The sequence below is a fragment of the Streptomyces sp. JLBT605 genome, from assembly GCF_058215555.1.
The window spans coordinates 6,025,570-6,040,001 of sequence record NZ_CM177087.1 but is presented as its reverse complement, the minus strand read 5'-3'; the positions used below and the strand labels follow the sequence as shown (position 1 = coordinate 6,040,001).

At 74.3% G+C, this 14,432-nt stretch carries 10 protein-coding genes; 6 read left to right on the top strand and 4 right to left on the bottom strand.

Annotation, left to right across the window (positions count from 1 at the left end; genetic code table 11):
- Nucleotides 1-46: 46 nt before the first annotated feature.
- From AC4BDD_RS26465 to AC4BDD_RS26440, 6 genes are all read left to right on the top strand, one after another.
- Complete coding sequence (locus AC4BDD_RS26465) at nucleotides 47-1,027, top strand: cyclase family protein (RefSeq protein ID WP_490691945.1); 981 nt, start codon at nucleotides 47-49, stop codon at nucleotides 1,025-1,027.
- 64 nt (nucleotides 1,028-1,091) lie between these two features.
- Nucleotides 1,092-4,001: a SpoIIE family protein phosphatase gene (locus AC4BDD_RS26460; RefSeq protein ID WP_490687961.1), complete on the top strand. Its 2,910-nt coding sequence runs from the start codon at nucleotides 1,092-1,094 to the stop codon at nucleotides 3,999-4,001.
- A 134-nt stretch (nucleotides 4,002-4,135) separates the two neighbouring features.
- Complete coding sequence (locus AC4BDD_RS26455) at nucleotides 4,136-5,671, top strand: sugar ABC transporter ATP-binding protein (RefSeq protein ID WP_490687960.1); 1,536 nt, start codon at nucleotides 4,136-4,138, stop codon at nucleotides 5,669-5,671.
- The gene (locus AC4BDD_RS26450) at nucleotides 5,668-6,708 is read left to right on the top strand and encodes an ABC transporter permease (RefSeq protein WP_490687959.1); all 1,041 of its coding nucleotides are present in this window, start codon (nucleotides 5,668-5,670) and stop codon (nucleotides 6,706-6,708) included. Before AC4BDD_RS26455 ends, AC4BDD_RS26450 begins: the two co-directional genes overlap by 4 nt.
- A 47-nt stretch (nucleotides 6,709-6,755) precedes the next feature.
- Nucleotides 6,756-7,910 (top strand): substrate-binding domain-containing protein, encoded by a 1,155-nt coding sequence (locus AC4BDD_RS26445; RefSeq protein ID WP_490687958.1) that lies wholly within the window; start codon nucleotides 6,756-6,758, stop codon nucleotides 7,908-7,910.
- Between the two features lie 135 nt (nucleotides 7,911-8,045).
- A complete protein-coding gene (locus AC4BDD_RS26440) occupies nucleotides 8,046-9,032 on the top strand; it encodes a hypothetical protein (RefSeq protein ID WP_490687957.1) in 987 nt (328 codons plus the stop codon).
- Between the two features lie 65 nt (nucleotides 9,033-9,097).
- On the opposite strand, the gene AC4BDD_RS26435 is transcribed toward AC4BDD_RS26440, so the two are convergent.
- From AC4BDD_RS26435 to AC4BDD_RS26420, 4 genes are read right to left on the bottom strand one after another with little or no spacing between them, the layout of a single operon-like run.
- Nucleotides 9,098-10,417 (bottom strand): lysine N(6)-hydroxylase/L-ornithine N(5)-oxygenase family protein, encoded by a 1,320-nt coding sequence (locus AC4BDD_RS26435; protein WP_490687956.1) that lies wholly within the window; start codon nucleotides 10,415-10,417, stop codon nucleotides 9,098-9,100.
- Nucleotides 10,414-11,067, bottom strand: a complete 654-nt coding sequence (locus AC4BDD_RS26430; RefSeq protein WP_490687955.1) for a GNAT family N-acetyltransferase — start codon at nucleotides 11,065-11,067, stop codon at nucleotides 10,414-10,416. The genes AC4BDD_RS26435 and AC4BDD_RS26430 overlap by 4 nt, the downstream gene beginning before the upstream one ends.
- Nucleotides 11,064-12,854, bottom strand: coding sequence for an IucA/IucC family protein (locus AC4BDD_RS26425; protein ID WP_490687954.1), 1,791 nt, complete (start codon nucleotides 12,852-12,854; stop codon nucleotides 11,064-11,066). Before AC4BDD_RS26425 ends, AC4BDD_RS26430 begins: the two co-directional genes overlap by 4 nt.
- Nucleotides 12,851-14,422, bottom strand: a complete 1,572-nt coding sequence (locus tag AC4BDD_RS26420) for a pyridoxal phosphate-dependent decarboxylase family protein (protein ID WP_490687953.1) — start codon at nucleotides 14,420-14,422, stop codon at nucleotides 12,851-12,853. The genes AC4BDD_RS26425 and AC4BDD_RS26420 overlap by 4 nt, the downstream gene beginning before the upstream one ends.
- Nucleotides 14,423-14,432 lie beyond the last annotated feature (10 nt).

The window sequence follows — 14,432 nt, the reverse complement described above, 5'->3', positions numbered from 1 at the left end:
TTCGACCTTTTCGATGGCGCTTTCCGACGGTTATCCAAGGGTGATGATGACCAGCGACCCCGCCGATGGCACCGCCGACCCCCCGACTCCGCCGGAGCCCGGCCCCGGCAACGGGCCCGCCGTCTCACGTGCCGAGTTCGACGCCCTGTTCGAGCGGGTCCGCACCTGGGGCCGCTGGACCCGCGCCGACCGGGGCGCCTGGAACCGGGTGACCGCCGACCGGGTGCGGCACGCCGCCTCCCTGGCCCGCTCCGGGACGGTGATCCCGCTGGGCCGCCCCTGGGACACCGCGCCCGGCCCGGACAACAGCAGGCCCGCCCTGCACTACATGTCCGACCTCGGCGATGTGGAGGATCCCGAGCCCTCGACCCACAAGGACTTCATCGCCGTCGACTACCACGGCAAGGCCGTCAGCCACCTGGACGCGCTCTCCCACATCGCCTACCGGGGGCGCCTCTACGGCGGCGGCCCGGCGCGCCGGCTGGTGGACGCCGCAGGCGCCCGCTTCGGTGCCGTACCGGCACTGGGCGCCCTGGTGACCAGGGGTGTCCTGCTCGACCTGCCCGCCGTGCTGGGGTGCGCCTGGCTGGAGCCGGGGCGGGCCGTGCGCGCCGGGGACGTGGCGGCGGCGGAGCGGGCGCTGGGGGTGCGGATCGGCGAGGGCGACGCGGTGCTGCTGCGGTCCGGCAGCCTCCGCCGGCGGCGGGAGCTGGGCGCCTGGGACCCCGGGACGGCCAGTGCGGGACTCCATGTGGACGCCATGCCGCTGCTGGCCGAGCGGGGCATCGCCCTGCTCGGCGGCGACGGCGACAGCGACGTGCGGCCCTCGCCGGTGGACGGGGTGCACTCCCCGGTGCACGCGCTCGCCATCGCCGCGATGGGGGTGCCGCTGCTGGACAATCTCGACCTCGAAGCGCTCTCCGACGCGACCTCGGAAGCGGGGCGAAATGAGTTCCTCCTCCTGGTGGCTCCGCTGAACATCCCCGGCGGCACGGGCTCTCCGGTCAATCCGGTCGCGGTGCTGTGACACCGCGGCGCTGCCCACATGGACAAAGCCCTACAATTGGATCATCCGGTCCAGCTTCTGCGGCATGGAAGTGATGGGAATGGGGCTCACGGCAGGTGACATCGGCCCCGTCCGCGCCCGTGAGCGGTTCCTTCGCGGTGGGTCGGTCGAGGACGCCGTGCGCAGCCCGATCCTGAGTTCCTGGCAGCGTTCGCTGTCGCTGGGGCTCACCCCGGAGGGATGCGAGCTTCCCTTCCTTGAGGATCTCGATCCGGACGGCCGGCTGATCCGTGCCGCCGGGCCCGTACTGGACCGGCTGGAGGCCAGGTTCGCGGGCCGGAACATGAACGTCTCCCTGGCCGACGGACACGGCGCGGTGCTGGAGCGCCGCTTCGGTACGGCGTCTCTGGTCAGGCGCCTGGCCGCGATCCAGAGCGTTCCCGGCTTCGTGTTCGCCGAGCGGTTCGCCGGGACCAACGGCATCGGGCTGGCCCTCGCGGAGCGGCAGCTGGTCAACGTCCACGGCGCCGAACACTTCGCCGAGCGCTCCCAGTCGAACGCGTGCGCGGCCATTCCCGTCCGGGACCTGCTCAGCGGACGCATCGAGGGCATCCTCTGCTTCGGCTATCCGCTCAGCGAGGCGGACCGGGCGCTGAACACCGTGATCCGCAAGGCGGCGCGCGCCATCGAACGGCGGCTGCTGGAGCTGAGTTCGGCGCGGGAGCGCTCGTTGCTCCAGGCCTACCTCGATGCCAGGCGCCGCTCGCCGAGCGAGGACGCGGTGGACAGCGGGCCGCCGGGCGGGCTCGCCGCGAGCGGGCTGGACTGGCGCGACCAGATGATCCTCAAGGAGCGGGCCGCCGAGCTGATCGCCGCGGCCCAGCGGGCCGCCGTCGAGGTGGTGCTGCCCGGCGGCCGCCGGGTCACCCTGCTGAGCCGCCCGGTGACCAGCCCGTCCGGGGTGGAGGGGGTCGTCATCGAGGCGATCCTGCCCACGCACCGTCAGCCACTCGCCGTCCCCACCGGGGACGACGCGGCACCCGGCCTCCCGGCCGGGCAGGGCCTCGCGCTCACCGTCCCGCCGGCCGGCCACCGCACCGGCGCCGGTCCCGGCCCGGCGGCCGACGCGGCCGGCCCACCCGGCGCCACCGGAAGCAGGGCCACGAGCACCGGCCGGATGGCCGGCAGCGCCGCGGCAGGCGCGCCCGAGAGCGCCGGCGGCACCAGCGGGCTGGTGCTGGTGGGCGAGCCGGGGGTGGGGAAGTACGCTGTGGCGGCCCGGCGCCGCCTGGAGCTGCTGTCCGAGGCGAGCACCCGCATCGGCACCACCCTGGACGTGAGCCGCACCGCCCGGGAGCTCGCCGAGATGGCCGTCCCGCGCCTGGCCGACTACGTCACCGTCGACCTCCCCGAGGCGGTGCTGCGCGGCGAGGAGCCGACCGACCCGCGCACCGACCTGCACCGCGTGGTGCTCCACGGCATCCGGGACGACTGCCCCTTCTACCCGGCCGGTGAGCGGGTCGACCTGCGCCCCGTCACACCCCAGCTGCGCTGCCTGGCCGGCGGGCGGCCGGTCCTCGAACCGGACCTGAGGACCGCCGCGGGCTGGATCGCCCAGGACCCCGGCAACGCCCGGCGCCTCCTCGACCACAACGTCCACTCCCTCATCGCCGTCCCGCTGCTCGCCCGCGGCATCGCCCTGGGCGTGGCGAGCTTCTACCGCGCGCGGGACCCCGCCCCGTTCGGGGACGACGACCGGTCCCTGGCCCAGGAACTCGCCACTCGCGCCGCCATCTGCATCGACAACGCGCGCCGCTACACCCGCGAGCACGCCATGGTGCTGGCCCTCCAGCGCAGCCTGCTGCCGCAGGGCTTCCCCGAGCAGAACGCCGTCGAGGTGGCCTACCGCTACCTGCCCGCCGAATCCGGCGTCGGCGGAGACTGGTTCGACGTCATCCCGCTCTCCGGCACCCGCGTCGCCCTGGTCGTCGGGGATGTCGTCGGCCACGGGATGCACGCCGCGGCCACCATGGGCCGGCTGCGCACCGCCGCGCGCAACTTCGCCGAGCTCGACCTCCACCCGGACGAGGTCCTCACCCATCTCGACAATCTCGTGGGGCGCCTGGACCGGGACGAAGGCGGCGGGGAGGCCGCCGGCGGCGGCACCGGCATCATCGGCGCCACCTGCCTGTACGCCATCTACGACCCCACCTCGCTCAGTTGCGTCATGGCCCGGGCGGGTCACCCGCCGCCCGCGGTGGTCGATCCCGACGGCTCCGTCGGCTTCCCGGAGCTGCCCGCCGGCCCGCCGCTGGGCCTGGGCGGCCTTCCGTTCGAGACCGCCGAGTTCACGCTCGCCGAAGGCAGCCAGCTGGTCCTCTACACCGACGGGCTCGTCCGGGGCCGCCACCGCGACCTCGACACCGCCCTGGACCGGCTGCGCCGGGCGCTGGCGCACCCCAGCCGCCCACCCGAGGACACCTGCGAGGCGGTCGTCCAGGCCGTGGTGCCCGACCACCCCACCGACGACATCGCCCTGCTCGTCACCCGCATCCACGCCCTGGACCGGCAGCGGATCGCCACCTGGGAGCTGCCCGCCGACCCGTCGCGGGTCTGCGGCGTCCGCTCCGCCGTCACCCGCCGACTGGCCGAATGGGGGCTGGAGGAGGTCGCCTTCGCCGCCGAACTGGTGCTCAGCGAGCTGGTCACCAACGCCATCCGCTACGGCACCGGCCCCATCCAGGTGCGCCTGCTCTACGACGCCGCGCTGACCTGCGAGGTGTCCGACACCAGCAGCACCGCCCCGCACCTGCGCCGCGCGGCCTCCACCGACGAGGGCGGCCGCGGCCTGTTCCTCGTCGCGCAGCTCGCCCGGGCCTGGGGCACCCGCTACACCGCGGCGGGCAAGGTCATCTGGGCCGAGTGCGCGCTGGGAATGCCGGGCGCGATGGCCGGCGTGGCCGGAACCTCCTTCGACGACATCCCGGCCATCTGACACCCGGAACCGGACACCCACCGGACACCCGGTCTGACACCCCATCCGGCAGCCGATCCGACACAGGGGACGAAACGGGACGTAGCATGACGGAAAGGCAACCGGTGCCGAGGCCGACCCCTCGAAAGAAGTCTGTGCGCGACGCTCCTGACCCCATCCCTCCCGCACGCCACGGCGCGGAGCCGCTCGTCCGGGTACGCGGTCTCAGCAAGCGGTTCGGCGGCACGCTCGCGCTGGACGCCGTCGACCTGGACGTCCGCTCCGGGTCCGTCCTCGCCCTGCTGGGCCCCAACGGAGCCGGGAAGTCCACCCTCATCAAGGTGCTCGCGGGCATCCACCACCCGGACCAGGGCGAGGTCACCGTCGCCGGGCACCCGCTGGGCAGCGAGGCGGCGGCGCGCGCCATGTCCTTCATCCACCAGGACCTGGGGCTGGTGGAGTGGATGACGGTCGCCGAGAACATCGCCCTGGGCACCGGCTATCCGCGCCGCGCGGGGCTGCTGTCCTGGAAGATGACCCGCGGGCGGTGCGCCGAGGCGCTGAGCATCGTCGCCGCGCACCTCGATCCGCGCGCCACCCTCGCCGACCTGCCTCGCGCCGAGCGCTCCCTGGTGGCCATCGCCCGCGCACTGGCCACCCGGGCCCGGCTCATCGTCCTCGACGAGCCGACCGCCAGCCTCCCGGCGGCGGACTGCGCCCGGCTCTTCGAAGTCCTGCACACCCTGCGCGACCAGGGCCACGGCATCGTCTTCGTCACCCACCGGCTCGACGAGGTGTACAAGGTCGCCGATGTCTTCGCCGTGCTGCGCGACGGCCGGCTCATCAGCCAGGGCCCGCTCGCCGGCCACAGCCCCGCCCGGCTGGTGCACGACATCGTGGGCCGGCAGCCGGGCGGCTACCGCCTCGTGCCCGCCGCGGGCCCGCCGGTGCTGAGCCTCGACGGCCTGCGGACGCCGGCCACCGCGCCAGTGAGCCTGGAGCTGCGCGCCGGGGAGATCCTCGGCATGGTGGGCCTGACCGGCGCCGGGCACATGGAGCTGGGCCGCGCCCTCGCCGGCGCCCGGCCGATCGTGGCGGGGCGGGCGCTGCTGCACGGCCGGCCGTACCGCCCGCGCACGGTCACCGCCGCGGTCGCCTCCGGTGTGGGCTTCGTGACGAGCGACCGTCAGGAGGAGGGCTGCGCCGCCGAACTGACCGTGCGGGAGAACTTCCTGGCCAACCCCCGGGCAGGCCGGGCGCCGCGGGCACACTGGATCAGCCCCCGGCGCGAGCGCGCCGAGGCCACCGCCCTGATCAGGCGCTTCGCGGTCCACCCGGAGGACAGCGAGGTGCCGATCTCCACGCTGTCCGGCGGCAATCAGCAGAAGGTCATGATCGGCCGGTGGCTCAGGGTGAGCCGCAGGCTGCTGATCCTGGAGGAGCCGACCGCCGGGGTGGACGTCGGCGCCAAGGCGGCGATCCACCGCCTGCTCCAGGAGGCGCTGGCCGAAGGGCTCGCCGTGCTGCTGGTCTCCACCGACTTCGAGGAGGTCGCCACCGTGTGCCACCGGGCCCTGGTCTTCGTCCGCGGCGCGGTGACCGTGGAGCTCAGCGGCGAAGCCCTCAACGTCACCGGACTCACCCGCGCCTGCTCCGACATGTCCGCGCTCACCGGGACGACCGGACCGTGACCGGCTCCCCCTCTCGCCCGTCGGCGCGCCGGCTGGGACATCTGATCGGCGCCTACGGTCTGCCGGTGCTGACCGCCCTGCTGTTCCTGGCCTTCTCCCTCGCCCTGCCGGAGACCTTTCCCACCCTGGACAACATCTCCGCGATCCTGTCCAACCAGTCGATCCCCGCCATCCTCGCGCTCGGCGCCACCATCCCCATCGTCACCGGCAACTTCGACCTGTCCATCGGCTTCGGGCTCGGCCTCGGGCACGTCATGACGGTGCATCTGATCGTCGAGGAGGGCTGGTCCTGGCCACTGGCCTGCCTGGCGGTGGTCCTCGGCGGAGCGGTCGTCGGTGTCTTCAACGGCGTCGTCGTGGAATTCGCGAGGATCGACTCCTTCATCGCCACCCTGGGCACCGGCAGCATCCTGTACGCACTGACCGGCTGGATCACCGAAGGGGCGCGGATCGTCCCCGGCCCCGAGGGCCTGCCGGCCGCCTTCACCGACCTCTACGACTCCCGGTTCCTGAATCTGCCGGTTCCCGCCTTCTACGTCCTCGCCCTCACCCTCGCCCTGTGGCTGCTCCTGGAACGCCTGCCGCTGGGCCGCTACCTGTACGTCATCGGCTCCAACCCGCGCGCCGCCGACCTGGTCGGCATCCCCACCCGGCGCTACGTCATCCACGCGTTCGCCGGTTCCGGCCTGGTCGCCGGGATCGCCGGGACCCTGCTCGCCGCGCAGCAGCGCATCGGCAACCCCAGCGTCGGCCAGGACTACCTGCTGCCGGCCTTCGTCGGGGCGCTGCTGGGGTCCACCGCGATCCGACCGGGCCGCGCCAACGCCCTGGGCACCCTGATCGCCGTCACCGTCCTCGCCATCGGCCTGGCCGGAATCGGTCAGCTCGGCGCCGAGTTCTGGGTCACCCCGCTGTTCAACGGGGCGACGCTGCTCATCGCGGTCGGGCTGGCCGGCTATGCCGCCCGCCGGCAGCTGCGCCGAGGGCCTGCGGAGCCTCCGCGGACCCTCCACGACCTGCCCCGGGTCACTCCCTGACGGGTCGTCTGACCGCCCGCTTCGAGCAACCGCCGCCAGGAGGGCCCGTGCACGCCAAGCGCAACACCCCGCTCACCGGCGCGGTCGTCCTGGCGGTGGCGGCCGCGGTCGTCGCCGGCTGCGAGCGCGGCTCCTCCACCGGCGGCGGGCCCCCGCCCACCGCGCCGGCGACGCCCGGCTGCCCCGCCGTGCTGGCCCGTGCCCAGGCGGCCGTCGAGCGGGCCGAGCGGAACACCCCGGCGTGGCACGGGCCCCGCGGCGGCCCCAGGGCGGCTGCTTCCCGCCGGATCGTCTACGTCGCGCAGACCATGACCAACCCCGGTGTCGCGGGGGCCGCCGAGGGGGTGCGGGAAGCGGCGAAGGCCATCGGCTGGCGGGTCCGGGTGATCGACGGCCAGGGCACCCCGGCCGGCATCCAGGCGGCGTTCAGCCAGGCCATCACCCTGCGGCCCGCGGGCATCGTGATCGGCGGCTTCGACCCCCATCTGACGTCCCAGCAGGTCGCCAGGGCCCACGCGGAGCACATCCCGCTGATCGGCTGGCACGCGGTCGACTCCCCCGGCCCCAGCGAGGACCCCGAACTCTTCACCAACGTCACCACCCGGGTGGAGGACGTCGCGCGGATCAGCGCGGACTGGATCATCAGCCACTCCCACGGCCGCGCCGGGGTCGTCGTCTTCACCGACGCCTCGATCCCCTTCGCCAGGAGGAAGTCCGAGCTGATCACCGAGGAGCTCGCCGCCTGCCCCTCCCTGAGAGTGCTGGCGGAGGAGAACATCCCGATCTCGGACACCAGCAGCCGCACTCCCCAGGAGGTCTCCTCCCTGCTCGCCCGCTTCCGCGACCGGTGGACCCACTCCGTCGCCATCAACGACGTGTACTTCGCCGACGCCGCCCCTGCGCTGCGCGCCGCGCGGAAGAAGGGCGGCGCCGCGCCCTTCAACATCGGCGCGGGCGACGGCGATCCCTCCGCCTTCCAGCGCGTCAACAGCAGGCAGTTCCAGGCGGCGACCGTCCCCGAGCCGCTCTCCCTCCAGGGCTGGCAGATCGTCGACGAGTTCAACCGCGCCTTCGCCGACCGGCCCGCCAGCGGATACGTCGCGCCGGCGCACATCGCCACGGCCGCCAACAGCCGCGGAGCCACGACCTGGGACCCGCCCGGCTACCGCGCGGCCTACCGGAAGATCTGGGACCGCCGCTAGCGCGAGCCCCGCTGGCCGGCCCGGCGACGGACATGGCCGGTGGGCGCCGCCGGTGGCTGAGGGAACCCGTCCGCCGCCACGGCCCCTCTTCCACCGCGGGGGCCACACGGGCCCCGGCACAGGAGGGGGACACCCATGGACAGGCGGAATCTGCTGCGCGCGGGAATCGCCGGGGCGGTGGCGGTGCCGGCGGGGGCCGGGCTGCTGAGCGGCACGGCGCAGGCCGCCCCGCCCTCGTACCGCGTCCTGGTCACCCGGGTGGACGGTGGCAACGACCGGATCATGGAGTTCGAGCGGACGGCGCCGTCCTTCACCGGCCCGCACGTGAAGTGGGAGCTCAGGCCCGGCTGGGGCGACGTCCTGGAAGCGCGCTACCGGCGCACCGCCAACGACGGCGACGTCGTCCTGGTCGCCGCGGGCGACAGCCCCTCCCGGGGCCGGGCCGGCATCTTCCGCAAGCGGGACAAGAGGCTGCTGTGGTCGGCCCCGATCACCAACTACCCGCACAGCATCGAACGGGTGCAGGGCAGCGGCGCGGTGATCGTGGCCGGGGCGGGGACGGCCAGGCCCGGCCCGGGCCGGCCGCGGCCGGGCGGCAGCCTCCACCTCTACGGCCCGCGGGACGGGCACATCGATTCGCTCGGCTACATCCGCTCCTACCCGCTCCAGGAGGCGCACGGGGTGCTGTGGGATCCGCAGCACCAGCTGCTGTGGGCCATCGGCCGTACCGAGGTGCGGCGGTACAAGGTCCTCGGCAGCTTCCGGAACATCCGGCTGGAGCAGGTGGGCGCCCCCATCCGGATCGGCGGCAACGGCCACGACCTCCAGCCGGACTACACCGACAAGCACCGGCTGCTGCTGAGCGACACCCGGCACGTGTACGCGCTGGACAAGCGGACGCTCCAGCCGGCGCCGCTGCCCGCGCCGCTCGGCGGCCGGCACCATGTGAAGTCGATCGTGCGCCACCGCTCCGGCGAGTACGTGTGGGCGGGGGTGCCGGACGGCAGCGACAGCCACTTCGGCGGCCCCGACATCCACTTCCACCCGCCGGCGGACCGCCGCAGCTGCGGCCGCGGCGCGGTGACCTACAAGGCCCGTATCGCCATCACCGACTACCAGTGAGGTGAGGGTTCCGGTCCGGCGGCGTGCGCCGGACCGGAACCCTCAGGTCCACCGGGCGCCGCGGGTCAGGAGATCCGGCCCGGGGCGTCGAAGGTGGTGAACGCGCTGCGCTTGGGCAGCCGGTAGGTCTCCCGCCCGGTGATCGCGTTCAGGATGGTGGCGTTGCGCACCGCGCCGATGTCCAGGTTCGGCGAGGAGACACCGTGGGCGTGGATCTCGGCGTTGGCCACGAACACCCGGCCGCTGATCCCGTCGGCGAGCTCGACGGAGTGGTCCAGGCGCACCCGGTGGCGGCCGCTTGCGTCCCGCAGCAGCAGATCCTCGATGGGGGCGAGGAACGCCGGCGGGCGGTTGCGGTAGCCGGTGGCGGCCACCACGAGGTCGGTGGTGTGCGTGAAGAGCTGATCGGTGTCGCGGTGCCGGCAGGTCAGGACGGCCTGGCCGGCGGCGTCCACGTCCGCGGACTCCACGGTGATGCCGAAGCGCAGTTCGACGTCGGCCAGTCCGTGCTCCAGCTGCCGCCGGTAGAGCAGTTCGTGGATCTCCTCGAGGGTGTCGGTGGAGATGCCCTTGTAGAACTGCCACTGCTCGCGGACCAGCCGGTCCCGGGTGCCCTCCGGCAGGGAGTGGAAGTACTGCATGTACGCCGGAGTGGTCAGCTCCAGGTTCATCTTGGTGTAGTCCAGCGGCGCGAACGAGGTGGTGCGGGTCAGCCAGCTCACCGCGGGCCCGCCGTCGAGGTTGCGGCCCAGCAGGTCCACCGCGACCTCGGCACCCGACTGGCCGGAGCCGACGACCGTGACGCTCCCCGCGGCGGCCACGTCGGACGCCCGGTAGAGGTAGTCGGCGGTGTGCAGCAGCTTCTCCGGCGGCAGACCCGCCAGGGCCTGCGGGAGGTGCGGCGCGGTGCCGATGCCCAGGACGAGGTTGCGGGCGCGCATCAGCAGCCGGGTGCCGTCGCCGCGCACGCCGTGCACGGTGAAGCGGTCGGCCGCCGCGTCCCAGTGGACCTCCTCGACCCGGTGCGAGAAGCGCACCGACGGCAGTTTCGCCGCCGCCCAGCGCAGGTAGTCCTCGTACTCCCGGCGGGAGGGGAAGAAGTTCTCCCGGACGGTGAAGGTGTAGAGCCGGTCCATGTCGTGCAGGTAGGACAGGAACGACAGCGGGTGGCTCGGGGCGACCAGGGTGACCAGGTCGGCGAGGAAGTTCACCTGCATCGAGGCGTCGCCGAACATCATGCCGCGGTGCCAGGTCAGCTCGGGCTGCTCCTCCAGCACCACCAGGTCCAGCCCGTCCACGGTGGAGGCGAGGGCGGCCAGGCCGAGGTTGAACGGTCCGCAGCCGATGGCCACCACGTCATGGTCGCTGGTGATGTCGCTGGTCATCGGGGCATGTCCTTGTCTGCGCGCGGATGGATGAGCAGTGCGGCGGTCTTGTCGGGGAAGGTGACCTCCCCGGCCGGGCGGAATCCGGCCGCGGCGAACGCCCGGAGCGAGGGCTCGTTGTTCACGTCCGGCTCGGCGACCACCCGGGTGCACTCGGGGTCGGCGGCCAGCAGGCCCTCGGCCAGGGCCCGCAGCAGGGACCGGCCCAGGCCCTTGCCGGTGCGGCTCGCCTCTCCGATGGCGATGTGCACGCCCAGGTCGCGCGGCAGGTGCGGGTAGTGGCCGGCGAGCCGGTCCCGCTCCACCCGGTACACCTCGATGTACGCCAGTGGGCTGCCGTCATGGCTGACCAGGACGGGCAGGATGGCGTCGCCGGCCAGGTGCCCGGCGATCTCCTCGGCCCAGCGCTCGCGGGGCCACGCCTGGTGCCAGAAGGCGTCGATGTGCGGGGACCGCATCCAGCCGTGCACCAGGTCCAGGTCCGCGCCGTCGGCCTCGGCCACCCGTGCCGACCAGCGGCCGCCCAGCCGGGGCAGCGGCGGGCCGGGGACGGCGGCGGGCGGCTGCCCCTGGCCCGACCGCTGCGGGCCGGGCTGCTCCTGACCCGGGCGCGCCGGGGGTACCGGTTGTTCGGGCTTCACCCGCGTCATACCGCGGCCTCCCGGAAGGGGTTGGGGGCGTCGAGGTAGACGGACTGGGCGTCGAGCGGGGCCAGCACCTCGTCGATGCCGTGCAGCCGGGTGAGCAGGTTGCCCTTGCACGGCAGGGTGTCGGCCTGCAGCCAGCGGCGGGCCAGCCGGTCGCCGTCCGGCCCGGCCTCGGCGAGGGCCGGCAGGGCCGCGCGCAGCCGGCCGGCGAGCACGGCGAGCAGGTCGCGCTCGTCCGCCAGGCCGTCGACCGCCAGGCATCCGACGACCGACAGCGCCTGGTTGCGCAGCAGGTAGTACGAGAGCCGGTCGTCGACGAGCGCGTCGTCGACCACGGCGAGCGTGGAGGAGTCGGCGCCGAGCCGCCCCAGCAGCCCCGGCAGGTAGGAGGTGGCCAGGTAGTAGCCCTGGTTGTCGCGGAAGGTGCTGCCGGTCACCCGGCCCCGCGCGTCCAGCCGGACCAGGGTGTTCTGCTGGTGGGCCTCCAGGCCGATGCCGGTGGCGGCGTACAGGTGCAGCATGGGCACCAGCACGTTGTCGGCGTAGTCGGCCATCCACTGCTCGGCGGCCCCGCTGCCGAGCTGGGCCACCAGTTCGCCGAGCGCGCTGCGGCCCAGGCCGGGCCGGGGCGCCACCAGGCCCACCAGGCAGCGCAGATCGGCGATGCCCCGCGGCACCTCGCGCACCGCGACGTCGAGACCGGTGACCTCCGGGCCCTCCGGGCGCCCGGGCTCGTCCACCGCGAGCCAGGCGGGGTCGCGGGTGATGGCGAAGCCGGGGTGGGCCTTGAAGGTGGCGTCCGCGTATCCGGCGTCCAGCAGCCGGTTGATCTCCAGCCCGCGGCGCAGCTCGGTGCGGGTGGACTCGCGGCGGGAGTTGGTCAGCCGCAGCCCGAGGGAGAGCTTCAGCATCACGTCGGCGTCCGGCCGGTAGACCGTGCGCACACTGGAGGTCGGCCACCAGTGCGGGCCCAGCTCGCCGAGCGGCTCCAGCGCGCCGGAGGCGACCAGGGCGGCGATGCGCGGCCGGTGGAGCAGGTCGCGGGCCTGCCAGGGGTGTGCGGGGACCAGCACCCGGCCGTCGTCCAGGCGGTGTTCGGCCAGCTCGGCGAGGAGGGCGACGGTGTCCTTGCCGGCCAGCGAGGGCGCTCCGGCGACCGCGTCGTGCGAGACGAGCGAGGGGTCGGCGGCGAACCAGTGCAGCCGGTAGGAGCCGCGCAGTTCGGGCGAGAAGGCGGCGGCGTCGTTGTCGGAGACGCCGTCCCGGCTCTTGGGCGCGGGGTGGTTGAGGTGGCCCAGCAGGAGCGCCTGCTCGGCCTCGAGGAAGCCGTCCACTCCGGCCGGCGGGGTGGGGTTGGCGCGGCGGTGCGCGATGAAGGAGGCCACCCGGCGCACCGATTCCGCGGTGCGCTCCACCAGGTCGGCCACCTCGCCCTGCGGGACGCCTCCGGCGCGGCTGCCGCCGCGTACGGCGGCCTCGGTGGAGAGCAGCGCGACGGCCGTGACGGGGTCCGCGGTCGGACCGAGCGGTCCTCCGGGGCCCTCCAGGCGGGCCGGTGCGAAGCGGTGCCAGCCGGTCGGCGAGCAGTGGGTCACCTCGGTGACCAGGGTCAGTCCGGCCGTCGGCAGTTCGACCCGCAGCGGGCCGGCGGTGACGGGGGTGCCGGTCTCCCGGAGCCAGCACCGCAGCAGGGCCTCGATGTGGGCGTGTTCGGCGGCGCCCCGGGGGTCCAGCTCGTGCAGCGGGTCGGTGAGGGTGGCGGGGGCCGAGGCCGCGGTGGTCGTGCTCATGCGGCGTCTCCTTCGTTGGTGTCTCCGCCGCCCTGGGTGCCGTCGTCCAGGAGACGGGCACAGGTCCGGCCTGCGTCGAGTACGGCGTCCACGAGCCCGTCGATGTCCTCGGGTGTGGTGGTGGGGTTGAGCAGGGTGAACTTCAGGCACACCCGGCCGGCCGAGCCCGGTGCGCCGGTGCGGACCTCGGTGCGGCCGATGAGCGCGCTGCCGGTCTCCAGCAGCCGCCGCCGCAGGGCGCCGTTGAGCTCGTCGGCGGCCTTCGGGTCGGCGGCCCGGTAGCGGAACAGCACGGTGGTGAGCTCGGCCGGGGAGACCAGCTCCAGCTCGGGCTCGGCGAGGATCCGCCGCTCGGCGTGGCGGGCCAGGTCGTGGCAGGTGTCGACCATGCGGCCCAGGCCGGTGCGGCCGTAGGTCAGCAGGGTGGCGGCGGCTTTGACCGCGTCCGGGCGGCGGGTGGTCTGCAGGCTGCGGCCGAGCAGCCCGTCGTAGCCGGCCTCGGAGTCGTCGGTCGGGTTGAGGTAGGCGACCTCGCGGTCCAGGGCGGTGAAGGCCGTGGTGTCGGAGACCAGGAGCACGCTGGTGGCGGCGGGCTGCCAGCCGATCTTGTGCAGGTCCAGGGTGATGGAGTCGGCGAGTTCCAGCCCGGCCAGGCGGCCGGCCAGCCGGTCGGAGAAGAGCGCGCCGAAGCCGTAGGCGGCGTCCACGTGCATCCAGATGCCGTGCCCGGCGGCGATCTCCGCGATCTGCGGCAGCGGGTCGATGGAGCCGAAGTCGGTGGTTCCGGCGGTGGCCATGACCGCGAGCGGCGTCCGGTCGGGGCCGAGCGCGTCCAGGGCGGCGGCGAGTGCCTCTGGGCGCATGCGGCGCCGCTCGTCGACGGGCACCGGGTGTACGGCGGCCTCACCGAGCCCGAGGGCGGCGCAGGCCCGGTGCACCGAGAAGTGGGCGAGTTCGGAGCAGAAGACCACCGGGCCCGGCAGGGCCGCGATCCCGTGCTGGCGGGCGTCGATGCCCCGCCGGTGGGCGGCGGCGTCCCGGGCGAGCAGCAGGCCCATCAGGTTGGACAGCGAGCCGCCGGGGGTCATGACGCCGTCGGCGCGCTCGCCGAGCCCGGCCAGCCGGGTGAGTGCGCCGATCAGCCAGCGTTCGACGGCGATGGTCGCGGGGCCGGAGTCGTAGGTGTCCAGCGAGGCGTTGCCGACGCTGGCCAGGGTGTCCGCGGCGACCGCGACGGCCAGCGGCGGCGGTTGCAGGTGGGCCGCTGCCCGGGGGTGTGCCAGGTCGATGCCGTGCTCGACGAGGAGGGTGGCCAGCAGTTGGAGTGCGGCCTTGGACCCGAGACCCTCGGCGGGGAGGTGGGCGGGTCCCAGTGCCTCGGCCGCCGCGGCGAGGACGTCGGCCGGGGTGCCTGCGGGGATCGGTCCGGCCGGGCGGCGGGCGGTCAGCGCGGTGTCGACCGCCTCGGCGAACGCGGCGCGGACCTCGGCCAGGCCCTCGGGGGAGCCGGCGAGCAGGGACGCGGGGAAGAGGGAAGTGACAGGTGGTGCTTCGGTCAGCGGTATCACGCGCCGATCT

What these genes read in the sequence shown, in the direction of transcription:
- AC4BDD_RS26465 (WP_490691945.1), top strand. Translation starts at nt 47, where the DNA reads ATGACCAGCGACCCCGCCGATGGCACCGCCGACCCCCCGACTCCGCCG.
- AC4BDD_RS26430 (WP_490687955.1), bottom strand. Translation starts at nt 11,067, where the DNA reads ATGACGCGGGTGAAGCCCGAACAACCGGTACCCCCGGCGCGCCCGGGT.
- AC4BDD_RS26460 (WP_490687961.1), top strand. Translation starts at nt 1,092, where the DNA reads ATGGAAGTGATGGGAATGGGGCTCACGGCAGGTGACATCGGCCCCGTC.
- AC4BDD_RS26435 (WP_490687956.1), bottom strand. Translation starts at nt 10,417, where the DNA reads ATGACCAGCGACATCACCAGCGACCATGACGTGGTGGCCATCGGCTGC.
- AC4BDD_RS26440 (WP_490687957.1), top strand. Translation starts at nt 8,046, where the DNA reads ATGGACAGGCGGAATCTGCTGCGCGCGGGAATCGCCGGGGCGGTGGCG.
- AC4BDD_RS26425 (WP_490687954.1), bottom strand. Translation starts at nt 12,854, where the DNA reads ATGAGCACGACCACCGCGGCCTCGGCCCCCGCCACCCTCACCGACCCG.